This is a genomic window from Flavobacterium phragmitis (genome assembly GCF_900112575.1).
Lineage (GTDB): Bacteria > Bacteroidota > Bacteroidia > Flavobacteriales > Flavobacteriaceae > Flavobacterium > Flavobacterium phragmitis.
This window is the reverse complement of sequence record NZ_FOMH01000008.1, coordinates 292,142-318,857: the sequence shown is the minus strand read 5'-3', so window position 1 is coordinate 318,857 and position 26,716 is coordinate 292,142. Positions and strand designations below refer to the sequence as shown.

The 26,716-nt window shown below is 34.1% G+C and carries 14 protein-coding genes; 4 read left to right on the top strand and 10 right to left on the bottom strand.

What is annotated here, in order from left to right:
* Positions 1-115: 115 nt before the first annotated feature.
* The 3 genes from BM289_RS16080 to BM289_RS16070 all read right to left on the bottom strand — a co-directional run bounded on the left by BM289_RS16080 (position 116) and on the right by BM289_RS16070 (position 9,124).
* On the bottom strand, positions 116-4,201 hold the full coding sequence (locus tag BM289_RS16080) for a hybrid sensor histidine kinase/response regulator transcription factor (protein ID WP_091495366.1): 4,086 nt from the start codon (positions 4,199-4,201) through the stop codon (positions 116-118).
* Between the two features lie 197 nt (positions 4,202-4,398).
* Entirely contained in the window at positions 4,399-7,512 is a 3,114-nt protein-coding gene (locus BM289_RS16075) for a beta-galactosidase, LacZ type (RefSeq protein WP_091495364.1), read from the bottom strand.
* A gap of 277 nt (positions 7,513-7,789) precedes the next feature.
* Positions 7,790-9,124 carry a BNR repeat-containing protein gene (locus tag BM289_RS16070; RefSeq protein ID WP_091495362.1) on the bottom strand — a complete coding sequence of 445 codons (1,335 nt, stop codon included), beginning with the start codon at positions 9,122-9,124 and terminating at the stop codon, positions 7,790-7,792.
* Positions 9,125-9,482: 358 nt separating this feature from the next.
* On the opposite strand from BM289_RS16070, the gene BM289_RS16065 reads away from it, so the two are divergent.
* A complete protein-coding gene (locus BM289_RS16065) occupies positions 9,483-10,478 on the top strand; it encodes an SDR family NAD(P)-dependent oxidoreductase (protein WP_091495360.1) in 996 nt (331 codons plus the stop codon).
* Between the two features lie 29 nt (positions 10,479-10,507).
* Positions 10,508-11,326, top strand: coding sequence for a helix-turn-helix domain-containing protein (locus tag BM289_RS16060; protein WP_091495358.1), 819 nt, complete (start codon positions 10,508-10,510; stop codon positions 11,324-11,326).
* A 62-nt stretch (positions 11,327-11,388) separates the two neighbouring features.
* Here the strand turns inward: BM289_RS16060 and katG are convergent, their stop codons facing one another.
* The gene (gene katG, locus BM289_RS16055) at positions 11,389-13,665 is read right to left on the bottom strand and encodes a catalase/peroxidase HPI (RefSeq protein WP_091495356.1); all 2,277 of its coding nucleotides are present in this window, start codon (positions 13,663-13,665) and stop codon (positions 11,389-11,391) included.
* 592 nt (positions 13,666-14,257) lie between these two features.
* Here katG and BM289_RS16050 point away from each other — a divergent pair.
* Positions 14,258-15,052 (top strand): polysaccharide lyase, encoded by a 795-nt coding sequence (locus BM289_RS16050; protein ID WP_091495355.1) that lies wholly within the window; start codon positions 14,258-14,260, stop codon positions 15,050-15,052.
* Positions 15,053-15,142: 90 nt separating this feature from the next.
* Here the strand turns inward: BM289_RS16050 and BM289_RS16045 are convergent, their stop codons facing one another.
* From BM289_RS16045 to BM289_RS16020, 6 genes are all read right to left on the bottom strand, one after another.
* On the bottom strand, positions 15,143-16,573 hold the full coding sequence (locus tag BM289_RS16045; protein WP_091495353.1) for an AcvB/VirJ family lysyl-phosphatidylglycerol hydrolase: 1,431 nt from the start codon (positions 16,571-16,573) through the stop codon (positions 15,143-15,145).
* 26 nt (positions 16,574-16,599) lie between these two features.
* Positions 16,600-17,253, bottom strand: a complete 654-nt coding sequence (locus BM289_RS16040) for a DUF998 domain-containing protein (RefSeq protein ID WP_091495351.1) — start codon at positions 17,251-17,253, stop codon at positions 16,600-16,602.
* 17 nt (positions 17,254-17,270) lie between these two features.
* Positions 17,271-19,898, bottom strand: a complete 2,628-nt coding sequence (mprF, locus tag BM289_RS16035) for a bifunctional lysylphosphatidylglycerol flippase/synthetase MprF (protein ID WP_091495349.1) — start codon at positions 19,896-19,898, stop codon at positions 17,271-17,273.
* Positions 19,899-20,221: 323 nt separating this feature from the next.
* Positions 20,222-21,625 carry an alkaline phosphatase gene (locus BM289_RS16030; RefSeq protein ID WP_091495347.1) on the bottom strand — a complete coding sequence of 468 codons (1,404 nt, stop codon included), beginning with the start codon at positions 21,623-21,625 and terminating at the stop codon, positions 20,222-20,224.
* Between the two features lie 166 nt (positions 21,626-21,791).
* Positions 21,792-22,487: a LytR/AlgR family response regulator transcription factor gene (locus tag BM289_RS16025; protein ID WP_091495345.1), complete on the bottom strand. Its 696-nt coding sequence runs from the start codon at positions 22,485-22,487 to the stop codon at positions 21,792-21,794.
* On the bottom strand, positions 22,484-24,130 hold the full coding sequence (locus BM289_RS16020) for a histidine kinase (RefSeq protein WP_244165388.1): 1,647 nt from the start codon (positions 24,128-24,130) through the stop codon (positions 22,484-22,486). The genes BM289_RS16025 and BM289_RS16020 overlap by 4 nt, the downstream gene beginning before the upstream one ends.
* A 137-nt stretch (positions 24,131-24,267) precedes the next feature.
* Between BM289_RS16020 and BM289_RS16015 the strand changes: the two genes are divergently transcribed.
* A complete protein-coding gene (locus BM289_RS16015; protein ID WP_091495417.1) occupies positions 24,268-26,649 on the top strand; it encodes a TonB-dependent receptor in 2,382 nt (793 codons plus the stop codon).
* The last annotated feature ends 67 nt before the right edge of the window (positions 26,650-26,716 follow it).

Here is a 26,716-nt window from a genome sequence, read left to right as displayed (position 1 = left end):
TGCAATTAATTTCACTGATTTAATTTCGTGTTAATTCGTGCAATTCTTGTTTTATTTTAAATTGTGTCCTTTTAATGTCTCATTAATTGTTTTTTTTCCAAATCTATTTTAACTATCAAGCTGATTTCCAAAAACTTTCATTCAGTATATATTTATTATCCTTTACATTTTGATACTTCTTCTTAAACTCGGAAGGATTTATATTATAAAACTGTTGAAAGTGTTTCCTGAAATACTTAATATCTCCAAAACCAGCTATCGAAGCGGCCTGACTAATCTGTAGATCGGTTGTAATTAATAAGGTCGCTACTTTTCGCAAACGCACATTTCTGGTAAATTCTGAAACCGATTTACCTGTAATCTTTTTAATTTTTTTATACACCAAAGAATAACTCATTCCTAAATGAAACGCCAAATCATGTACATTGAAATTCTCCACATCTAAATTGGCATCAATTATGTCCACAATCCTTTCGATGAGTTTTTTATCTTCATCGGATAATTTTAGATTTGCTTCTTTTTTGGTAACTGAATTAAGTAAATAATGCTGTTCGCTGTCGCGTCTCGCTAATATACCACTGATTCTGGCCAATAAATAATCATTATCAAAAGGTTTTGTAATGTAATCATCAGCACCAACTTCGGCTCCTTTGAGTTTTACCTCTTCGGAAGTTCCTCCAGTAAGCAATATCACCGGAATATGTTTTAGCTCTTCGTCTGATTTGATGTGCTTGCAAAAGGCAACGCCATTCATTTCTCCCATTACAACATCAGAAATAATCAAATCGGGTTGTACTTTTCTAATTAGAGTTAAAGCCATTTCAGCATTTTCGGCTAGTGTAATATGATATTTTGCAGATAATATTCGTTTTAAATAATTTCTTATTTGGGCATTATCATCTACAACCAAAATACTTTTGGCATCTTTAATCAAATCACTGACTGTTTCAGATTCTTTAATAGTCTGCAATACATTTTCCTGTATCACGGTGTCTTCCAAAGCTTCTTCTAAAAATAAGGTTCTGTCACTTAAATCTTCCCTGATTTCAATATCTCCAAAATGTTCTTTTCCTAAAGGCAGTTTAATTTCAAAAATGGATCCGCCATTTTCATTATCATAACAACCAACTGACCCATGATGCTGATTCACAAATTGTTTCACCAAATAAAGTCCAATACCAAATCCCTTGCGGTTGTTTTTTATGTTATTATTGGACTGATAAAATAAATTAAATATTTTCTCTTTATCAACATCTGAAACTCCTTCGCCATTATCAATCACTTTTATAATAACTTCATTGTCTGTACAGCGCAAATTAACCGCAACACTTCCGTTCTCCTTTTCTGTAAATTTTAATGCATTCGAAATCAAATTAAACAGAGCCATTTCTATTTTTTCTCGGTCTACATACACCAATACTCTTTCTTCAGAAATACTAAAACTATAATCTATTTTTTTGACTTTGGCGTGATGCACAAAACAGCTGAAAACCTCTTTGGCCAATTCAACAATATCAATTTGACCAATTTTAAGTTTTCCCGTTTCGGTTTCCGTTTTTCTAAAAAGAAGCAATTGATCCACCAAACTCAACAATCTTCTGGAATTGCTGTAAACCATTTCAATAGCACCGGGATCAATCTGTTGCTCGGTTCCGTAAATGATATCCTTTAAAGGATTAATAATCATGGTTAAAGGCGATCTGAATTCATGAGAAATATTGGTAAAAAAGGTTATTTTTTTCTCATTCAGTTCTTTTTCCTGTTTGGCCAAATCCTGCGAAAGTTTTACTTCATATTTAAGTTTGGCCTGCTGACGCTGATATTTGTCAACTACATAAATCCCAAGACAAATAAGCAGGAAATATATAAAATAAGCAAAACCGCTTCTGTACCACGGAGGTAATATGGTAATTGGAAGTGAAATAGCGCTTTTATTCCAGATTCCTTCAGCATTAGTAGATTTGATTTTCAAGACATAATCGCCTTCTGTGATTTTGGAATAATTGGCACTCCGAATATTATCTACATAATGCCATTGCGAATCCCATCCTTCTAAAAAATATGCATAAGAAATTTTTTCAGGAAGACTGTATTCTAAAGCAGCAAAATCAATATTGAGCATTGATTCATCATAAGGCAATTTCAGTTTATCGATTCCAAAAGAAGTTAAATTGGATTGATCATAAACCTTATTATTTACTTTTATTGTAGTGATAACCAGCTTTGGAAAATCATGAATCTGGGTATTGATTTTGGTGTTTATGATGTTAAAACCTTTAATTCCTCCAAAAAGGATTTCACCTGTTGAAAGTTTAAGCGCCGCATTATAATTAAACTGATTACTCTGAAGACCATCAGCATCATGATAACTTGTAATATGTCCCGTTTGAGCATTGTAAACAAATATTCCATTATAAGTACTGCACCAATAATCTCCTTTATTGTCCTTTACAATATTTAATACCGAATTATTTGGAATTCCATCTTTTTGGGTCAGGAATTTCTTTTGCAGCGTCTGCGGATTAAAAATCAAAAGTCCTCCTCCTTCTGTTCCCACAAGCATTTTTTCAGGCGAAACAGCAATAACAGATCGTACAGGATATTTAAGATCAATGACTTTACGTTGCATTGTTTTTGGATTGAATTCGACTAAATCCGTAAAATTCCCTATCCAAAGATTGGCATTATGATCCTCTGCAATAGAAATAATTCCTCTAATTTTTGCATCAACAAAATCAAATTTATCCTGTATTTCATTATAGCGATATAACCCTTCATCATCTGGAGAAGCCGCCCACAAAACATTATTCTTAGCGCGAAAAAGCACCCAGAAATTCTTTTGATTGGCACCAACTTTAGGATTAAAAAAGGTGTACTTTTTGAAATTATGAGTCTGCGAATTAAACAAACAAACACCGCCACCATAGGTCGCAAACCAAGTTCCTCTGCTGTCGGTTACGATTGAGGAAACAAAATTATTAGATATCGAATTGGTATTATTGGAGCTATGAGAATAATTTGTAAACGTATTAGTCTTTCTATTCCATAAACTTGCACCCGCTCCATCTGTTCCTATCCATAAATGTTCACTATCTTGTTCTGACAAGGAAAGAATAAAATCACTTGGAATCGTATTTTTTATCTTTTCATTTTTAGAAATGGTCGTAAAAGGACTTTTTCTTTCCTCAATTTTATTAACGCCTCCTCTTAAAGTTCCAACCCAAACTCTATTTTCATTATCCGAAAAAAGTGAAGAAATGGCGTTACTATTCAATTTTTCCTCATCAGAATTGGCATTAAACAAAGAAAAACTATCCAATGCATAACTGTATTTTACTATTCCATTCCCATTGGTGGCAATCCAAAGTTCTTTTTTGTCTGGTTTGCACATCAAATCGGAAATAGGATACTGAACTTCCTGATTTCTATACATTTGATGTGTTTTATTTACGGAATTATATCTCAATAAACCTTCGTCTGTACCAATCCAAATGTTTAAAAATTTATCGCATAAAATACAGCTTCCAACAGTAAAATCAGAGAAAACGACAATCAGTTTTTTCGCCGTTGCATCCATAGTTACCAATCCAATTCCCTGAACAAAACACCAAAATTTACCCGATTTGTCGAAATCCATTCCCTGAACATGATAATCCCATTGCAGTTTTCCATTTACATACAGCGGAATCTGAATGATTTTTTCCTGCTTGTCTTCGTAATAAAGCAGTCCCTGACCAGCAGTGCCGATATACATAACTGATTTATGATCTATAATTTTGTTGACTACAAAATCTATCGGCTCAATCTTTGAAGTTTTAGCATTTAAGTAATATTTTCTACTAAAATGATTGTTTAGATAATTGTAAACGCTGATACCGCCTTTTGTACCAATCCAGATTTCATCTTTGGTTCCGCAAATGCTTACAACCCTATTATTATTTAATGAACTATAATCGTTTGGTTCATTTCTAAAATTTAAAAAATTATAACCATCATATCGGCTTATTCCATCATAAGTACCAAACCACATTAGGCCTCTTTTGTCTTTATAAACCGAAGTAACAGCGTTATTGGCAAGTCCGTTTTTGATACCGATATAGCCAATAGTATATTTTTCCTGTCCAAATTTAGAAGCAGATAATCCCTCAGCCGACTGTGGTTGAGCCGGAAAGCAAACTAAAAGCATTAAAAATAATAGCATTCTATTTTTCAAAATGTGCAGTGGTTAGGTTAGGTTAAGTTTTTGATGAATCTATAAATAGATGTTTGTTATTTTAAAAAAGCATTTGTTGTAAAATTTTATTCCTTAAAAAGGCCATTATTCTTAAATATTTAAAAATCAGAAAAACCTATGATGTTTACTCATAGGTTTTTCTTTCCAAAAAGACGAACTACTAACTAATTAATCAATGATACGGTATAGGAATAGCTGTATTTTTTGCCCAACAAACGATATTGCTCATGTGGCAGACTTCCCCAGCTGTCATCGCCGCCAAGACCTCTTTGCTTGTAATCTACATGCAGGTAAACTGCTTCTTTAGAATCTAAGTTTAAATCAGTCGGATGACGTTGCTCCTTATTTTTTCCCGGATCCAAATCTTCTGTCGAAATATTCAGTGCACTAAAACCAATTGGCTGTGCGCCATCAATTCTTAAACCTTGTCCCGCATTGTTTTTTAAAGTCAGCCAACGGACATCTGTTTTATATCCCGATTCCTGCGGACGAATAAAATTTCTTGCATATTGATTGCTCACCTTATCTGAATATTCTCCGATAAATGCGGCCGAATTTCTATCTGAATAGTTTTCCCAAGGTCCTCTTCCGTAATAACTTAAATTATCAAATGATCCGTTTAATTTCATACGCATTCCAAAACGAGGCAGTTCCGGTAAATCTTTTCCTGTCATATCGATTGAAGATGTGATTTTAATTTCTCCATTATTCTGAATTAAATAATCTACTGTATATGGAACATCGGCTTGCGCTAATTTATAAGCTACTTTTATTCCTAATCCTGCTGTATTTTTTTCATCTAAAACAACACTTACAACTGTCGGATTTTTTGATGCTTCTTTCCAAATTCCTAATTTATTTGGCATGCCGCTTCCAAAATCATTATCTGTTGGAGCACGCCAGAAATAAGGTGTAGGGAAATTTTTAATTACATTCTCTCCATTTTTTGATGCATATTTCAGAATTTCTCCATTTTTAAGATCAAACTCTCCTTTAATACTTTCTGTTTCAAAAGAAAGAATGTTGTTTGCTTTTGAATATTTTAATTTAGAGGCATTATTTGGTTTGGTGTTCGATGCAAAATAATTTCCTTTTGCTATTTCAAATTGTGCTCTTGCAAATTCAAATCCTTTTGCGACCAACGGTTCATCGTATTTTGAAACGGCATAAACATTTAAAAAATATTCTGAATTTTCATCGATATCACCTAAATAGATTGCTACTTTTTTACTTTGTTCCGGTTCTAAATCAAAACTAAATTCACCTGATTTTACTTTTGAACCGTTTTTAATTACTTCATACTTAAAGTTGTAATTGGACAGATTGGTATAATTAAAATGATTTCTGATTAGTAGTTCCGTTCTGCTGTTCAAAAGAATTTCAATGTTTTGATATACTTTTTTAACTTCCTCCAAAGCTGGTTTTGGCGTTCTGTTTGAAAATACAAGTCCGTCTGCACAACCGTTTTCGTCATTTTGTAGGGCAGCACCTCCTAAATCGCCTCCGTAAGCCCAGAAAACCTGTCCTTTATCGTTTTGAGTTTTGATTCCCTGATCTACCCAGTCCCATATAAAACCACCTTGCATGCGTTTGCTATTATTGATAATATCCCAATATTCCTGAAAATTACCACTGCTTTGTCCCATTGCGTGTGCATATTCACACATAATATACGGACGAGTTTTGTCAGAGTTTGCATAATTTTTCATGCTTTTGATACTTGGATACATTGGAGCTACGATATCCGTATTTCTATTTTCTCCTGCCTGCTCAAACTGAACCGGACGTGTAGTATCGACTTTTTTCAGCCAATCGTAAGCATCATAAAAAACCGGTCCGTTACCACATTCATTTCCTAAAGACCAAACAATAATCGAAGGATGGTTTTTGTCTACCGCAAACATTCTTTCAATACGGTCTAAATGTGCCGGTGCCCATTCCGGAAGATAAGCCGGATGTTTTTTCTGGTCAAACCAATTCTGCCATTCTGCTCCCATTGCATGACTTTCGATATTGGCTTCATCTACCACATAAAAACCATATTGATCGCACAACTCATAAATATGAGGATCGTGCGGATAATGACTCATTCTGATGGAGTTAATGTTGTATTCTTTCATCAACTGAAGATCCTTCAGCGTCAATTTTTCATTTGGAACGTGACCGTTTACATCGTCATGTTCATGAATATTAACTCCTTTTACCATAATGACTTTACCATTTACCAGCAAACGAGCATTCTTAATTTCTACTTTTCTAAAACCTGTTTTTTTAGAAATAATTTCTAATGTTTTGCCTTTATTATCTAATAATGTAATGGTATATCGGTACAGATTTGGTGTTTCATTGCTCCATAATTTTACATTTTCAATTGTTTTTTCAAAGCTTACATTTTTTGCTTTATCATTGACTTTTTTGCTTTCAGAATACATCACTTTATCCTGATTGTCAAACAATTCAACTTTTACAGATGGATTTTTTATTTTATTCTTTTCAAAATATTTTAAAGTGACATCCACATTAAAAAGTCCGTTTTTGTATTGATTGTCTAAATCACTTTTTACAAAATAATCCCAAACGGTTGTTTTAGGCATTGCCTGCAGATAAACGTCTCTTTCGATACCGCTTAATCTCCAAAAATCCTGGTCTTCTAAATAACTTCCATCATGCCAGCGGATTACTTGAACTGCCAATAGATTTTCTCCTTTTTTTAAATATGAAGTAATATTAAATTCAGCCGGAGTTTTCGATGCTTTCGTCATTCCTACTTCTTTTCCATTCAGGAATACTCTCGCATATCCTGAAATTGAAGCAAAATGAAGAATAATTTCTTTATCTTTCCATGAATCAGCTACTTGAAAAGTGCGTCTGTAACTTCCAACCGGATTATAATCACCATTTATAAAAGGCGGATTTTTTGGAAAAGGATACGTAATATTGGTATAAATTGGAATATCATAACCTTGTAGTTCCCAGTTAGAAGGCACCTGAATGTTTTTCCAATTGGAGTCATTCAAATTGGATGCATAAAAATCCATAGGTCTTTGAGAAGGATTTTTAACAATATTGAATTTCCAATTTCCATTCAAACTCTGATACAATTCTGATTTTTGAGGATCATTTGCTTTCAGTTCCTTTTCGTTACTGAATAACAAGAAAGAACTTCTGCCTTTTTCTTTTCCTCTGTCCAGAATCTGAGGATTTTCCCATTCATTATTCTGGGCATAATTATTTTGCAGACTCCAAAACAAAGCAAGTGCTAATACAATTTTTTTCATTTAACTACACGAAGGTTTTTAAAATTTACTATTCCAAAATTTATTTCGACCAAAACTGTCGATGCTTGACATCAAAATAAAAATCAACTTCACAAATTTAAATAACGACCTATAAGATAAGAGGGACGTTACAGTAAATTAGAAGGGGTATATTAGCATAAACAGCCAAAAAGCGAGCTAATAAGACGACAGCTTACATTATTCATAATTATTAATTCAAAAAATGTTAAACGAGAAAATTATATTTATGCTAAAAAACAACTCTTTTAATCCATTATTAATTTTTCAAAACAGGCAGCTTTTTAACTTCTAAAACCTGTACAGGTTCCGGATTTACTTTTACTAATCCTTCTCCATCTGCCTGACTTACATTTTGAGAAAAAATGTGCAATTGTTTTTTCTCTTTCCAAAGTTCTTTATCCAAATTAGGTTCCCATTGTCCAACTGTAAAACGACTTAAATCTGTTAACTGCCATTTTTTATTTCCTAAATCAGCATAAGCTAATGTGATTTTATTGTCACGTTCTTCATCTCTAAAAAGCAAATAGAGCATCGATTTATCAACCAAAATCTCTGGACGTGAAATCGGAATTCTTTTGGTTCCGCCTCCTCCTAAACTAAAAGGTTTACTATGAAAATCGGTATTGATTAAATTCCATTTTCCATCAGATATATATACGACTTTATATTGCGGAATACCAGTATTGTCCCAATAAGTAGTAATGTATGGATTTCCTTTTTCGTCGACAGTCATTGCGGTTTGGTTAATTAAACTGCTGTTTTGTGGTACGTTCCAAGCATGTTCGGCTGTTTCCTTTGTAATGGGTAAAGTGTATTTTTCTCCTGTAGATTTTTGCCATGTTTTTCCTCCATCGGCTGAAAAAGCGTAACAGAGATCATGATTCGTTGATACATCCCAGCTTTCTCTCCAAACCCACGAAATGTAAATTCCTTTTTTACCTATACACATTTGCCAATAAGCACTGCGCTGATTTTCACCATCAAGCAAGTTATTTTGTAAGGATGTCCATTGCTGTTTTTTAACATCATAAGATTTAATAACTAAATTTCCTCTTCCAGAAGCTCCGGAACGGTAACAAAACAATAAATTTCCATTAGGAAGATTATGAAATTCAGGATACGTTACTTTATTCTCGTCTACACCAGTCATAGCTATTTCTTCGCCTAATTCTAAAGAAAACGGTTTCTTACTTCGCGCATAACGTAAACGTGTATCATGATGGTCCCAGCTCACGTGAAGATAACCATCACTATCAATTGCAATACTGATATCGTTGTGGGCGTCTTTTACATTTCCGCTGTAAGGCGTAATTACTTTATCCCAGTTGTTTGAATTTAGTTTTCGTTTTGCCAAAACCATTCTGCCTTCCGGATCATAGTAAGCTGTATATTGATTTCCTTTAAACGATGTCAGTGCGCTATTTCTAAAAATAACCGTATTAACAGAATTGTTACTCCAACCTAAACCTACTTCGCTTTCTGTAGTTTTTAACTGGGCATTTAGATGAAATGAAAAAAAGAGTAATGCTAAAAATAAACTTGTCGTACGAAATGATTTTTTGTTTGATTGAGTATATAAATCGATTTTCATTTAAAAAAAAAAAGTTAATTCAACGGATTAGATTCCATTAAAGCCATAAGTATTGCATTATTTTGCTTCCACTTTATTTTTGAGTCAATAAGTGTATCAACAACACTTCAAATATAGCAAACTTTTTCAAATTATATAATCTTAATTAAAAAACACAAAAAAATACGTTTTATAAAAAATTACAATATAAATATTACGATAAAATAAATATTTACGCCAAGCTATATTTTTTTTAAAAATTAATTTAACATTTTAAGATTATGGACGTTTAAACAAACCTTTTTAGGACGTTTGAACAAAGTTGTCCTTTCTTATTCCCTCTAATTTTGCTTCATCATAACAATTAAAAATTAAAAAAATGGAACAGAATAATTATTACGGAGCATTGCAGCAACCAACAGGTTCTGGATTTAATGCCAAATCAACAACAAATGAAGTGATAAAAGGAATTGATCTTACAGGAAAAACTGCTATTGTAACTGGCGGTAATACTGGGATAGGTTTAGAAACGGTTAAAACACTTGCCGGCGCAGGTGCAGTTGTAATTGTACCCGCAAGAGACATAGAAAAAGCCAAAAGAAACCTCAACGGAATTGCAAATATAATTATAGAAAAAATGGATTTAATGCAACCTGATTCTATTGATGCTTTCGCAGAAAGATTTCTGAAATCAAACCAACCACTTCATTTACTCATTAACAACGCTGGTATTATGTGGGTGCCATTGCGAAGAGATTATCGAGGATTTGAATCACAATTGGCAACCAACTATCTCGCTTTGTTTCAGCTTACGGCTAGATTATGGCCAGCTTTAAAAAAAGCAGACGGTGCAAGAGTGGTTAATGTATCTTCTGGTGGTCATCAATTTTCTGATTTCAATTTTGAAGATCCCAATTTCTTTTACCGAGAATATGAAACTCTACTGGGATATGGACAATCAAAAACCGCTGTTAATCTCTTCTCTATGGAATTTGATAATAGAGCAAAAACTCATAATGTACGTAGTTATGCTTTGTGTCCAGGAGCAGTTGGAGAAACAGAATTGGCAAGAGAAGCACCAATCGACTTACTTCAAAAATTAGGTTATTGCGATGCGGAAGGCAATATACTGCCAGAAGTTGCTGCTTCATTAAAAACTATTCCACAAGGCGCTGCGACAACGGTTTGGGCCGCCACAAGCAACTTGCTTGCTACTATTGGAGGTGTTTATTGCGAGAATGTTGATATAGCCTCTTTAAACTCCAATACAGCTGTTATAGGCGGTATTAAACCTTATTCGCTTGACGAAAAAAATGCCAAACAATTATGGAAATTAAGTGAAGAGATGACTGGAATCAAATTTGATCTTAATTAATATTTGTATCTTTATACCACACTAGCATTATGGACTATCAAGTAAATTACATAAATCCTGAAATTAAACTTTCCAATTATACTGGAAAGCTCTTTAAAACGGAAGCGGCATTTAATGACCATTTGCTCGTGTGGTTAATTTCTGGGGAAACTAAAATCATTCAGGCAGATGAAAGTTTTGTATTTGGTTCTGGAAGTACTTTTTTGATTCCTAGAAATCAGCTGGCAACCATTATCAATATTCCTAAAGACGGACTGCCACACAAAGCTGTTGCTATGCATTTATCTTCAAAAAGACTTAGGGAATTTTACGGTCAGGAAAATATAAAACACAAAAATACTGTATCAAAAATTTTCAGTTTTCACAAACATCCCTTGCTCGAAAGCTGTCTGGCTTCTCTCATTCCGTATTTTGAAATGCAGGAAAACTTTCCTGAAAACATTGCATCATTAAAAATCACTGAAGCCATTTCAATTCTTACCACAATTAATAAAGACATTGATTCTATTTTAGCAAACTTTGATGAACCTCATAAAATTGATTTAATCAGTTTTATGGAAAAGAACTTTATGTTTAATATGTCGTTAGAAAAATTTGGTTATTTAACGGGACGAAGTCTCACCACATTCAAAAGAGATTTTTATAAAGCTTTTAATGAAACCCCTCAACGCTGGCTGAGCAAAAAAAGATTAGAATTGGCTTATTATCAGCTGATAGAAAAAAATAAAAAACCAGTTGACGTTTATTATGAAATTGGATTTGAAAATTTATCGCATTTTTCATTTGCATTTAAGAAACAGTTTGGCTATTCTCCAACCGAACTGCAAAGAATAAAAACCAATATTTAATTTTTCCTACAAAAAAAGACGCCTTTATGGGCGTCTTTTAAAATTCATGCTTCTCAGTTGGATTATGCTTTTAAATCGAATCTATCTAGATTCATTACTTTAGTCCAAACTGCAATAAAATCATGTACAAATTTTTCATGGGCATCACTAGAAGCATAAACTTCTGCTATTGCTCTCAACTCTGAATTTGAACCAAAAACAAGATCAGCACGTGTTCCAATCCATTTAGGCTGTCCTGTACTTCTGTCATTTCCTGCATACAATTCTTTATCATTAGAAACTGATTGCCACTGCGTGTTCATATCCAACAAGTTTATAAAGAAATCATTCGTCAAATGACCTGGTCGATTTGTTAATACACCGTTTTTAGTACCATCTGTATTAATGTCAAGTACACGAAGTCCTCCTAAAAGCACTGTCAATTCTGGCGCAGTAAGAGTCAATAGATTTGCTTTATCTATCAGAAGTTCTTCTGTAGTTATAACTGATTTTGTTTTTCTATAATTTCTAAAACCATCTGTTTTTGGTTCTAGATATCCAAATGATTCTACATCGGTCTGCTCGGCTGAAGCATCCATTCTTCCGGGTGTAAAAGGTACCGTAGCAACAATTCCGGCATTTTTTGCTGCTTTTTCAATACCAGCACTTCCTGCCAAAACAATTAAATCTGCCAATGAAACTTTTTTACCATCACTTTGTCCTGCATTAAATTCGTTCTGAATATTTTCCAATTTGTCCAAAACTGTTTTTAATGCTGCAGGATTATTTACTTCCCAGTCTTTCTGAGGAGCAAGTCTAATACGGGCACCATTTGCTCCACCACGTTTATCTGATCCTCTAAAAGTAGAAGCCGAAGCCCATGCTGTAGCAACTAACTGTGACACACTTAATCCTGAATTGACTATTTTATCTTTTAGCTGTGCTGCATCCTGCTCGTTTATCAAGGTATGATTTACTGCTGGAATAGGATCCTGCCACAATAATACTTCTTGTGGCACATCAGGGCCTAGGTAACGTGCACGTGGCCCCATATCACGATGTGTCAATTTAAACCATGCTCTAGCAAAGGCATCTGCAAATTGGTCCGGATTTTCTAAAAAGCGACGAGATATTTTCTCATACGCAGGATCTAATCTTAAAGATAAATCTGTAGTAAGCATTGTTGGCAGATGTTTTTTATTTGCGTCAAAAGCATCTGGAATAATTGGTTCCGCATTTTTTGCTACCCATTGATGTGCACCGGCAGGACTTTTAGAAAGCTCCCACTCAAAAGCAAATAAGTTTTCAAAAAAGTTATTACTCCACTGAGTTGGTGTTTTTGTCCAAGTTACTTCAAGTCCGCTTGTAATAGCATCAGCTCCTTTTCCAGAACCGTAACTATTTTTCCATCCAAATCCTTGTAATTCTAAACCTGCTGCTTCTGGTTCTTCCTGTACATGATCTGAAGAAGCTGCACCGTGTGTTTTTCCAAAAGTATGACCACCGGCAATTAATGCTACAGTTTCTTCGTCGTCCATAGCCATACGACCGAAAGTATCTCTTATATCTTTCGCAGCGGCAATAGGGTCAGGATTCCCGTCAGGTCCTTCAGGATTTACGTATATAAGTCCCATCTGAACTGCTGCAAGCGGTTTTTCAAGATTTCGGCTATGAATCTTACCGTCTGGATCATCATCTGATGATACCACACCATGATCTTTAGGCACACCTTCGGAGCCATCTTTATAACGTTCATCACCTCCAAGCCATGTCGTTTCAGATCCCCAGTAAACAGACTCGTCTGCTTCCCATACATCGGCACGTCCTCCTGCAAAACCAAATGTTTTAAATCCCATTGATTCTAAGGCAACATTTCCCGTCAAGATCATTAAGTCGGCCCAAGAAATTTTTTGTCCGTATTTTTGTTTTATCGGCCAAAGCAATCTTCTTGCTTTATCAAGGCTCACATTATCAGGCCAGCTGTTAAGAGGTGCAAAACGCTGCTGTCCTGCTCCTGCGCCACCTCGTCCGTCGTGTACTCTGTAAGTTCCTGCACTATGCCAAGCCATTCGGATAAAAAGACCTCCATAGTGTCCAAAATCTGCAGGCCACCAATCTTGTGAATCAGTCATAAGAGCATGTAGGTCTTTCTTCACTGCTTCAAGATCGAGGCTTTTAAAAGCTTCTGCATAATCAAAATCCTTATCCAACGGATTTGATAATAATGAATTCTGTCTCAGGATATTTACCTTTAACTGTTTTGGCCACCAGTCACGATTCTTTGTGCCTGAAGCTGCCTGCTTGTCCATGCTCCCATTGTGAAAAGGGCATTTGCTGATGTCATTAGATTGATTGTCCATATTTGAATTTTTTATTTTTTACTAAATTAAGAACTAATGAAAAAGAAAATTAGGTGAATGAATCATAAATAATACTTATACAATAGACAAAATCTATTTACAATCCCCTTTACGGTTGTAATTGCTTATAAGCTTACTCGTGGCTCTAAAAAAATACTTTGCTTTTGGAAAGAATCAATTTTATAATACGGCATTACATCATATAAATTTAGTAAAAAAGAATTTCTATATTATAAAATTGGTTAATAGATATTTGTTCTATAAATATTTTCTCCCCTTCTTCTATGAAATTTGATTCTCTGTAATGAACTCAAAGTGCTTTCTACCTAATACAATCAATATTTTTAATTAAGTGTTCTCGATTAGTCCTTTAATTATCGGGCATTCTCTTTTGATAAATTTCCTATAACGGTCTTATTTTCAAAAGGTAAAAAATATACTTAAAATATACAAGCTGAATTTTTATGTACGTAAAAACGGACTTAATTACTCCTTCTGTAAATTTTAATTAATCAATTTTACACTGTGAATGATGTAACCACTAATCTATTATTCACTAACTATCAATTCATTAACCTTAAAATTTCAAAAAATGAAAAAAATCTTAAAAGTTACCAGTTTAGTATTTATCGCGCTTTTGGCGCTTAGTTCCTGTGAAAAGGAGCAGGATTTAAATGAAACGCAAAGCATTAACAAAGAAGCTTTGGAAAATACAGACAAGGACGTGTCGCAAACTGCGGACAAGGATGCTGTATCAACTGGCATCACTGCAAAAGGCAGTACTGGAGCTAGAACTATTACTTTACAGACAAACACACTATCATGTCCCGGCGGTTTGTGTACATCTTATGGCGTTTGGTCAACGGGAGTTTACACTGTTTGGTTCCAAATGAGATTTAACTCTGGTTTTTACTGGAGCAGAGGCGGTAAATGCGGTTACGGTATCTTAATTGGCGACCAAAATACCGGCGGTGATCCGGGATGGGACGGAAACGGTGGCAGTGCAAGATTTATGTGGTATTGTCCAAATGGATCTAATAGTGCTAAAGGTAGTGGCGCTTATCTGCAACCTTATGTTTATTACAGAGATCAGCCTGGACAATATGGTAATGATTTCGGAAAAAAATACTACATACAAGAGAACGTAACGTATAATTGTCAAATATCGGTTAAAATGAATACAGGTTCAAATACTGATGGATACGTTAAATATTATGTAAATGGTACAGAAATATTAAATCAAAAGATTCGCTGGGTAACAAATGACTCTAAACGTAACATTAATGCTGTAAGCCTTCATACTTTCCGCGGAGGTAGCCAAGAATATTGGAAAGCTCCTGTTACAAGTTCTATTTATTATCCAAGTGCGTCTTGGGATGCTCTATAATTTTAAATATTTGCTGGTTTAAAAGACATTTAAGCAAATTGTTCATACAAAAGCTCTAAATCAGTGATTTAGAGCTTTTTTTTCAATGTTTCATTTAATTTCTTTAAGAATGTTCTCTGCCATTTTGTTATAGTCATTATTAAAATGATGTGAACCAGGTATTTCAATAGTCTTAATACCAGACTCTGAGAAACGATTGCGCGTTTCTGAATCTTCTTCGGTTCCAAAAAAACAAACCGGATTGTACGCTTTGATTTTTTTCATTTCTGAAATTACATCATAATTATCACTGGAACTTTCTAAGCTCAGCATATCAGCAATATGAATTTCAAAATCAGCTTTTACATCTGGAGAAAAAGCGTAAACACCTTTTAATTTTTCTTTTAAGGATTCCGGAAAATTAGCAGCTGCAAAAGGAACAACCGAAGCACCAAACGAATAACCAACAAGTACAAAGGTCTTTTTATTCCATTGTTGCATATAATGTTCTGTCGCTTTTGCTATTGCATTGGCTGTTTCTAATGGCGTTTTGGCGTTCCAAAAATATTTTTGTGCATCGAGCGCTATTACAGGAATTCCTTTTTCCGCCAGAGCTTCACCAAAAGACTGATCAAAGCTTGTCCATCCTCCGTCACCCGAAATCAAAAACGCTACAGGCAAATCTTCATTCTTGTTTTTAGTTGGAATTAAAGTTAAAGGCATTTCAAATGAAAGCGGTGTAAGATGCTGTTCTTTTAATAAAGAATTTTGTTGTGATTGTTGTTTAGCATAATTAGGCGTACTTAAGACTTCCTTATAAGCTTCAATGAACTGAGGTAGCCAGTTTCTGGTGACTGAGAATCCATGTCCCACTTTGGATAAGGATATTAATTTTCCTTGTTTTAGTCCATCCATATATATTTTTGTATCGGCATAATTACAAACTTGGTCTGTAGTTCCCTGTAATACAATAAAAGGAGCGGTTAATTTTTCTGTTTTCTCCAAATAATAGGCCTTCCCTTCTTTTAAAACATGAGAAGTTAATCCAGTTCCATCACACAATGTTTTGTCGGTTTCTATGTCTGGACAAAATCCTAATGCAATAGCTCCGCTGAAAGTGTTTGCTGGAGCCTGAGCCAGCATTCCGTATACAAGAGTTGCGCCTGAAGAATAACCGACTAATATGGGTTTTAGATATTGGTTTATTTTTAGCTTTTTCTGCAAAATCATACTCAGCTCTTCAAAATCTCCAGCTGGATAATAACATTTGACTTTTTGTTTTTTGATGGCTTTAAAATAATGCTGAATATCAATTCCTGCTACTAATGCACCCTGATCGACTATATTTTTCGCCATATCTACAACACCGCTGTTCCAACCTCCGTCACCCGAAACAAATAAAACAACAGCATTAGGAGCTGTCTTAGGTTTATAGATAGTGACTTTACCAAATGCTCCAACTGTGATAGTATCGGCTGCTGATGCAAATGTCTCGAAACAAGAAATAAAAATAGAAAGCGTAAGAATTACAATTTTATTCATCTTAATAACTTTTTAGCATTATGAAATTAAACTATACTTTTCTTATGATACATTATGATGGAAATTGCAGTAAAATAAACATAGAGATTCAACAGAAACAATCGCTGCCACAATCCTTTAAAATGTATAATAAGATTGGTTTCATCTGAAGAAAAACGAATAGTGAACAACAGCATGGTTATGATTCCAAAAACAAAAACAATCCATGACAATCTATAAAAAAACGGATTCTCTTTTTTTGAGATTACTTTGTTCATAAACAACGGTAAAAGCAATGCTGCTATAAGACCAATTCCACCTGCAAGATCATGCATTACAAAGGAACTGGTCATTTTTCCTGCTATTCTATCGGCTTTAAAAATACCAGAACCTATTCCTTCTCCCAATCCATACAACATAATTAACCCTGAAGCAATTTTTACATTTTTAGCATTACTGTCAAAAGCTTTTCTAAACTGAAATCCGAAAAAAACAAATACAATTCCAATACCTATCCACCATGTAGAAAGTATCGCTGATACAGGACTTACCGAAGCTCCCAAAGAACTCATTGTATTTCTTAAATGACTGTATCCCGGATAGTAGTTTCCTAATACAAACAATACAATAAAATCAGCAATGCAAACTATAATACAAAATAAAGCCGCTATTTTAATCCAATTTGACTGCTTTGTATTCATATATCTGTAGTTTGTAATTATGATTTAACTACTTTATTTAAAACTAATGGAGCCTGAAGCAGATCATAATCATGAGAATACACTAAATATTTATTGTACCATATTGGAGAAAATTTTTCCTTAAAATCTCTAAGGCCTTTATAATGCGAAAAGAATTTAATTCGTTCGTAAGCAAACTTCATCGATTTTTCTGGAAAAGTTTCTGCCTCTTGTATTCCGCTCATCGCTGCCAGTCCTAAATTTACTGAGGTACAGGCCTGAGATTTCAAATATGTAAAAAGTTCCAAAAGAATAAAATCCATAATACCATTGGGCGCATCATTTGTTTTTCTGATCAAATCGTAAGTGCCTTCACCATTGGCATAATCCGGAATTACATTTATAAAAGCGACAATCTTTTCTTCGGCACTTTCGACTGTGATAATGGTCTGTTGTTTGAGTTCTTCCCAATCAAATCTTCCTTGCGAAAAAATGATTTCGCTTCTTCCCGTATTAACAAGCCATTCATCGCTTACTGCTTTTATTTTCTGCAACAATCCATCCTTAACTGGCGCATTATGAATTGTGGCCGTAAATCCTTTTTCTTTTACTTTGCTTATGGCGTTACGAAGTGATTTCTTAGCGCCGCCTTCTAAACTAAATGTATTAAGATCAACTACTCCTTCCTGACCTATAAACAAACTCTTTTTATGCAGTGAATGAAACAAAGGCAGACTTTCTTGCGGAACTCGATAATAAAGGCTTCTTAATCCGTTTTCGTAACAATAAGCATCAAATTCTATAATACATTGTTTCATCTCAGTATCAGACGCGGCAACAGGATTCTCTAAAACAACAGCAAAATTATCGGTTACGCGATAGGCCAAAAAAGATTTCTTATCTGCAGTAATAAAAATGACTTTATCATCATAGGTTTTAAAATAATCCAAAGCAGAATTGCCGTACTTTTTTACAAGTTCATCAGCCGTCACAAAATCATCTTCTATCATTTGTTTTTTGACTGTATAAGGTCGTATTAAAGCAAAAATCAAAAATCCTAATGACAGAAATCCGCATATGTTTATAGAAAGTAAAAAGCGTTTCGCAAAACGATCTAAAGGCACTAAATCAGAACTTCCGATTAAAAAATAATTCTGCAGTCCGTATCGAATCGATTCAAGCCAGTTAAAATCGATATTAAAATGTTTTTTATCCAGAAAATAAAACCCTAAAATACTGTATACCAACACCGCTACAATGCTGATTAAAACCGTTTTTAAGCCTATACTCTGCAAATGTGAATTGCTCTTTATATAATATTCTTTTCGTGTAAAAATCAAAGTAAGAAGGACCAACAAGGCAATTGAAGCTTCTTCATAATCAATTGCTTTAGTAAGATTTCCAATAATAGAAATTCCAGTCAAGAAAACTGCAAACCACCATGCAGTACGCAATCCTTTGAGCATAAAAGCGGCATTTACAAGCATAAATAAACCAGCAGTTATCACAAAATAATTTGAAACTTTAATAGCCGAAATCGGAATAACATTTTCTAAAACATGCAAACGTTCTGAAATTGCTGGAGTCAACACCGACACTATATTGATTAATCCTAAAATGAAAAGCAGAAAAGAAGGCACAACTCGCATCAATAGTTTGTTTGCACTAAAAAGAAAAAGTGATGCTCCTGCCAATAATGGAATCCAAAACTCAAAAAAACGATACAAAAAAGTAATCGCTATAGCATTAACATTTTCAAATCCATATTGAATAAGTATAAAGCTCATTGAAATTTCGATGGCTCCAAGTCCTCGAAGAAAAGGAGAAACAATCAAAAATATAACTGAAATAATATATCCCATTGCGGCCGCCGCCAATGAAGGAGCAAATCCCAAGGCAATCATGGCCACGTACAAATGCGCAATTCCAACAAACTCAATAAGCACAGAATAAAAAACAACCTGCAGGAACTTCCTTTTAATTATTTTGTTGTTTCTGAAATCATCAATAAATATTTCTGCCGAAGGAGAAAATTTTAATATCAAACGATAAATTGCTCCTTTCTTGATAATCGAATTGTAAATAAAGAAAACAAGAATGCTTAATCCTACAATTGCTGCAAAAGCGCACCATTCTCCAGACCCAACAGTTCCCTGAAATAAAGAATAAATCAAAGCTGGAATGGCTACAATAATCACAGAAAGAATCCCTACAAAACCATATATCAGAGAAGCAAAATGAATTTGAATAGGTTTAACACCACTCTTTTCAATAGGTTTGGTAAAAAATGCTAGAGAAGAAATGCCTCCTGCAGGCAGAAAAACACTAACGAAATTTCGTTTAAGAAACAGAATAACGGCCTGTTTAAAGGAAATTTCGCTTTGAACTGCTTTAAAAGAAGCAAAATACATTAATGCCTGAAGCACAATATAAAAAGCTGCAAGTGCAATACCGCATGCAACCCAGAAACTTTTGGCGTCTGCCAATACATTATTTACTTCTTTTAATTCTGAATTTTCATGTTTGATAAACCAGATTCCAATTCCTATAAAAAAAATGGTGAGTATAAACTGTCTGATAATTTTATCATTTTCACGTAAAAAAGAAATTCCTTTTCTTTCTTTAAAAGAACTCCAAAACCTTTTGGAAACGGCTACTATTTTCATACTTATGCTATAGATAGAATAATTTATTTATGAAAAAAAACACAATAGAACTTATATAAATGTACAACATTTTTGAATTAAATTTTAATTGGTCCTTTGAAAAACAGCAGCATTATAAACCTTAAAAATCAGGAAGAAAAAAGACGTCATTTTTAATGACGCCTTCTATACTATTTATAATAATTTGATTTATCCTTTATGGAACCAGAACAGCTCTTCCTTTAATTTGTCCATTACGCATTCTATCATATACTTCGTTAGCCTGTTCCAAATTAAACTTTTCAATTTTTTTACAGAATATTTCTCCCTCAAATACATCGTTATTAAGCTATAACTGCGGCGGCTTTAAGCATTAAATTATGTAGTTCTATGTTTTGCACAAACGGCTTCAGCATTTCACTTCCTGGTCCATACATTGCCAGTTCTACATAATCTCCTGAATGATCCATACTGATCCACCCCACATTATTGTGCTTTTTCTGAATTTCAGAATAGGCTTTAAAAGGCAGTTTTTTATAATTGTAAAGCCCTGTTTCCTGTTTTTCAAGCCCAGAATAAAAGCTTAATAAATGTTTGGCTTCTTCATCGGTAAGACTGATTTTATTGGTTTGGTAGATCAAGTCCTTAATTTGCTGCAGATTAAAATCGGCATGAATCGCGTTTAATATATATTCGTTTGTGTATTTGTAATTGGCAATGCTGTTGAAATTTTCTACTGCTTCTTTTCCGTATATAAGTCCCGGATTTGCATTACCGTGATCGGTTGTGATGATCACTAAAGTCTCCTTATCTTTTTCTGCAAAATCAATAGCTGTTTTTACCGCTTCATCAAAAGCCAACTGATCGTGAATTAAAGCCGCAATATCATTGGCATGTGCTGCCCAGTCAACCTTTCCTCCTTCAATCAATAAAACAAAACCATTTTCGTTATCTTTCATCTGATTGATTGCCACAGCACTCATTTCTGCCAGAGTTGGTGTATTTTGTAATTCAGCGATATTGTTTCGATCTATAGTGTATGGAAGTGCGCCTGAATTAAAAACGCCTAGCGTTCTCTGCCCTTTTTTAATGTTTTCCAAATCTGATTTTTCCTTTAAAACCTGATAGCCTTTCTGCTCATACATTTTATAAATGTCTTTTTTGTCTTCTCTTTTTGAAGCATTAAAAAATTCATCACCGCCTCCCATCATAACATCCAATCCCAGATCGGCGTACATTTCTGCAATTTCATTTTCGGCATTTCTGCTGTCTGAATTAACACAGAAACCAGCCGGAGTAGCATGTGTTATCGTCACGGTAGTAACACAGCCCGCTTTTTTACCTGCATTTTTGAATTTCTGCCATATCGGAAGGTATTTTTCACCATTTGGTCCAATATTCAACACACCGTTTTTAACTCTGTGTCCGCCACCAAAAGAAGAACTCGCAGCCGCTGAATCGGTTACAGCTGAACTTGCCGATGCAGTATCCATCAAAGCTCTGGAAACTTTATTTTCGGCATACAGATTCATCCAGTTTCCATTTTTTCCTAAAATGTTCTTAGAATATAGATTCGCCATCTGAAGCGTTCCTGAACTCATTCCGTCACTTATCAGAAAGATTATGTTTTTTGCTTTTTTGCCTTTTTTAGCAACTGCTTCTAAATCATTGGAAAAAATAACTGAAGGACTAATTGTAAAAAGTCCTGTTAGTACTGTGGTGCCTCTTAAAAATTTACGTCTGTTCATGAATTGACTATTTTGAATATCTTGTAAATTAATATACTTTTTATTAATTAATGAAACTTTGTTGCGTTAATTAATTATTATTTTTTTGCCCGTTAATTAATTTTCTTTTTTCATGACCATAACAGGATTTTGTCTGGTTTTAATACAAACTTTGATTTTAATACTGCTATAATAGCCTATTTTTTATTTCTTTATACTTGGACCGTCCAATAGGCAATAACTCTCCGTTTTTTAATTGCATACTATACTTTCCTCCTGTTTCTACAACAATTTTTTCAATCTGTTCCCAGCAGAGAATGTAGGATTTATGAATTCTTTCAAAGGCTTCGGGAAGCAGTTTTTCTAATGCTTCCAGCGATTTATCGTGTAATTCTATTTTATTATTTGATAAATGTAATTCAGTATAAATTCCAGCTCCTTTAATGTATCGGATTTCATTAATAGGAATAAGACGGAATGTTTTTGCTTTTCTAACGGCCAAAAAATGAACATCGCCACCAGATTGTTTTCCAGATGAAGTATAACGAGTAAAAGCTTGAACCAATCTATGTTCATCAAAAGGTTTGGGTACAAAATCGAGTACGCCATAATTGAACGCTGTAATAGCTTTATCCGTATAAGCCGAAATAATAATGGTCTGAAATGGCCCAGCCACAAATGTCTGCAAAATCTCAAATCCATCTTCCCCATTTAGATTTAAGTCCAACAAAAGCAGATCAATCGAATGTTTTTCAATCGTATCTAATCCGGTTTCCAGTGAATCAGAAAGAAGAATGTGTACGTCTTTATCAAAGAAATCACGAGTCATTCTTTCGATTCTTTTGGCGATACGGGCTTCGTCTTCAATTATTAGTATTTTCATTTTTTATCAAAAATTTTAATGGTTGTCTTCCACCCTTTTTCTGCAGAATGAGAATCGAAAGACCAATTTTCCCCATAACTTTCTGTTAATCTCGCTTTGATATATTTAAAACCCGTTCCTTTTGTTTTGTTATTTTTAGTTAATCTGTTTTCCGCCAAAGTCAGCAATGTATACTGTTTGAAGTGTTTTTCTTTGGAAAAACTTAAACAGAAAACAATACAGCCTTGTTTTGGAGGAAAACTATGTGTAATCCCGTTTTCAATAATGGTATGAAAAACTGCTGGCGGAATGGTTTCATTTTCCTCAATTCCTTCTTCTTTCCATTCATAGCAGATTTCTTTACGAAAAGACATTACATCTAAATGTCTTCGGCACAAATCAATTTCCTGCCTTATTGGTATCAGTGTGTCTTCGGCAATATCATTCATAATATCAAATTCTTCTGCCAAAGCACGAATAAAAACGACACCGTCTTTGGGCGATTCTTCTATCCAGTCTATCAGTGAAGTCAAAGTATTTCGAAGAAAATGAGGCTGAATATTTTTCTTAATCAATTCCAATTGCAATCTTGACGAGAGCAGTAATGATGCATTATGAGCTTCTTCTATAGCTTTGGTGCGTATGGTGTGCAGATAAAGCATACATAAGACCAAAATGGTAAAAGCAATAAACAATCCGAAATCATAAAACATAAAATAGTTGACTGCAACGCCTGCCAATAAACCTGTTGCAACTATAAATCCGCCTTTAGTCTTTCTAAACACAGCATCGATAGCAATAATAATAGAGAAAAAACGAGCCACAATGGTAAAATAAGCCGCCGAATGATCAAACTGACCATAATAAACGATATAGATTGTTACGAGTGTGATGAATAAAAGAAGCAAAAACAATCTCTTTCTTTTAAATTCAAACTGAAGCATAAAATACCACGGTATCAGCATTGAAACAGCAAAGGTAAGGTAACCAATAATTTTTAAACGGGTATAAAACTGGTTATAGGGAATAATTACATAATACTTAACATATTCTAAAATCAATAAAAAGAAAAAAAGAAGGCAGATTATTCCGAAAAGCAATACCGATAATTCTTTTCTTGAGCTATTTACGTAGAGAAAGAAATAATACACTGCGGCAATCAGGAAAGCACCAGCCATAAGATTCATAAAAGAAACCACAATAAGCGGTGAACGATGAAGCAATAAATAACTTTTAAGTTTTACATGGATATCGCGCTCGGCATCGCGGCAATAATGTCTTGTACCAATTATAGTAATAACGTGTTTTCCAATGTTAGATAATTTCTCAGGAATTTGATAATAGGTGGTTTCTGTTCCAGGTACTTCAGCACGGTCTGGTTTTGTCATTTGACCATTTCTTCCCACTAAAATACCATCCCAATACACATCAAAAGCACCAAAAGCATTTATCTGAAGTCCCAATGATTCAGATCCATTTTCGCGTTTTAGGATCTCAATTTCTACTTCAAATTTAAAAGAAGAACTATCTGTTTTATTCTTTTCATACAGCTGATGATCGTAATCGACATCATAAGTTACATCAGATTTAATGTACTCTTTATAATGTTTACACGAGGAGAACAGCAACAAAAATAAAACGGTAAAAAACAGTGATTTATACATAAGATAAAGATAAAATAAATATAGAATTGGGAAATGCATTTGAGAAGTCTATAGAGCCGTTCGCATGTTTTCAGGAACGGTACTTTATTTTATCGGCTAATCTTGTACTGCAAAATCAATCAAAAATCAATCAAAAAATGAAACAGTCAATAATCCGTATTTTAATTTTATGTATGCCGCTTTTTGGCGTTGCACAGCAAACCATTATTTCTGGTAAAGTAAGGGACAATGCCACAAAAGAAGCATTGCCCTATGTAACGGTGACAATCCAAGATAACGCATCAAAAACAATCATTACTGGTATCACTGATCATAATGGTTTCTTTAATCTGGAAGCAAATCTAAAAGGCAACGTAACAATTTTATTAAGCTATACTGGCTATCAAAATTATACTAGAACATTGGAAATCGCATCAAACAAATCAAAAATTGAACTCGGTACAATTGATTTAATTGCCGATGCTGTACAATTAAAAGCAGTAGAAATTACCAGCGAAAAATCCAACATCAGCCTAAAACTGGATAAAAAAGTTTTTGAAGTTGGCAAAGATGTACTCTCGCAAAATGGTTCTGCTCACGATGTTTTAAATGGGGTTCCATCTGTTGCTGTCAGTCCAGCTGGAGCAATAAGCCTTCGTGGCAACAGCAATGTTTTAGTATTAATTAATGGACGACAATCCGGTCTTACACAAAACAATGCACTTGATCAAATTGCTGCCGATCAAATTGAACGAATTGAGGTTATCACCAATCCGTCTTCAAGATATGATGCTGCAGGCTCTGCTGGTATTATTAATATCATTTTGAAAAAGAACAAAAAAAGCGGGTTCAGCGGTCAAGTCCGATTAATGGCGGGTTCACCGAATGACAGCCGTTTGAATCCAAGTATTAATTACAAATCAGACAAAATCAATATTTTTTCAAATTTTAGTATACGTTCAAGTGATTATGAAGGCTTATATACCACCAACCAATCTACTAATACTAATGGTACTGCTAATTTTATGGACCGCGTTCAGAATGAAGACCGCCATGACGATGGCAAACTGCTTTATCTGGGTGCTGACTATTATATTAACGAACATCAAACCATAACTGCAGCGTTTTTAAAGAATGGCACACACGACAATGACAAAACTGATTTATTTTATAATTATAGAAGTAATCCGAATAGTTCAACTCCTGACAGCCTTTTAACAAGACACGGAAAATCATTAGAAAAACGTGATTACAGTCAGTTTGAATTTAATTATACCAGAAACTTCAAACAAAAAGCAAAAAAATGGACTATTGATGTTCAATACGACTGGTGGAACAGCGATAAAAAATGGGATCTTTCTACACAACGTTCACTTCCTGATCCATTGATTTATCCTAGTATACGAACCAAATCAATAGGAAACAGCAGGGATTTTCTGGCTAAGAGTGATTTTATACAGCCCATTGACAGCGTTTCGATTTTAGAATTTGGAATAAAAACGGAAATAAGAAAAGTTTCTAGCAATTATTTGGCAGAAGAACAGCAAGATGATAGTTGGGTTATTTATCAAAATATTGATAATGACTTAAATTACAATGAAACCATAACAGGTGCTTACACGCAATTTAGCGACAAAATGAAGGCATTTAGTTATATGCTGGGACTTAGAGCGGAGTTTACAGACATTACAATTAAAGACTTAAATAATACTTACAATGACCAAAAAAATTACAATAAACTCTTTCCAACTGCTAACTTGAGTTATAAATTGAATGCGTCGACTTTACAGTTAAATTACAGCAAACGTATCAGACGTCCTTCGTTATATGCTTTATACCCTTTCAATGAAGTCACAGATTTAAATGCGCAGTATATTGGAAATCCCGATTTGAATCCGTCTTATACAGATGCTTTTGAAATGGCTTTTCTTAAAACTTGGAAAACATTTACTTTAAACCCTTCTGTTTATTATCAATACGAAAAAAATTATATTCAGGATTTTACCTTTCGTCAGGATGATATTTTCCTTACAATGCCTATTAATATCGATTACGAAATACGGAGCGGAATCGAATTGTCTACATTGTACAATCCGTTAAAAGGGCTTCAGATCAATGCTGAAATGAATTTTTATCATTTTAAGCAAAAAGGAAATTATATGGAGAGAAATCTTGATTACAGCAGTAATAACCTGACTGGAAGATTAAGCACACAAATTAAACTACCTTCAAAATTCAGTTTTCAGGGACGTTACAATTTTCGCGGAGCAAAACGTGATGCTCAAACTACCAACAAAGCATTACAATCGATTGATTTTGGACTTAGCAAACTACTGCTCAAAGACAAAGCGACTATTGTTTTTGATGTCACGAATGCCTTTAATCTCCGCCAGATTAAAAACACTACAACAGGAAGCGATTATTTTATTAGCAACAACATTATCCCCAATGCCGCACGATATCGCCTGAGTTTTGTTTATCGCTTTAACCTGACTGACCCAAAAGCAATCAGACAGGCTAAAGATACTAATAGGAATTAGTTATTTATAAATAGCTCCGTAAAGGCTCTTAAAAATCCTATTTCTAACGAAATGGGATTTTTTTTAT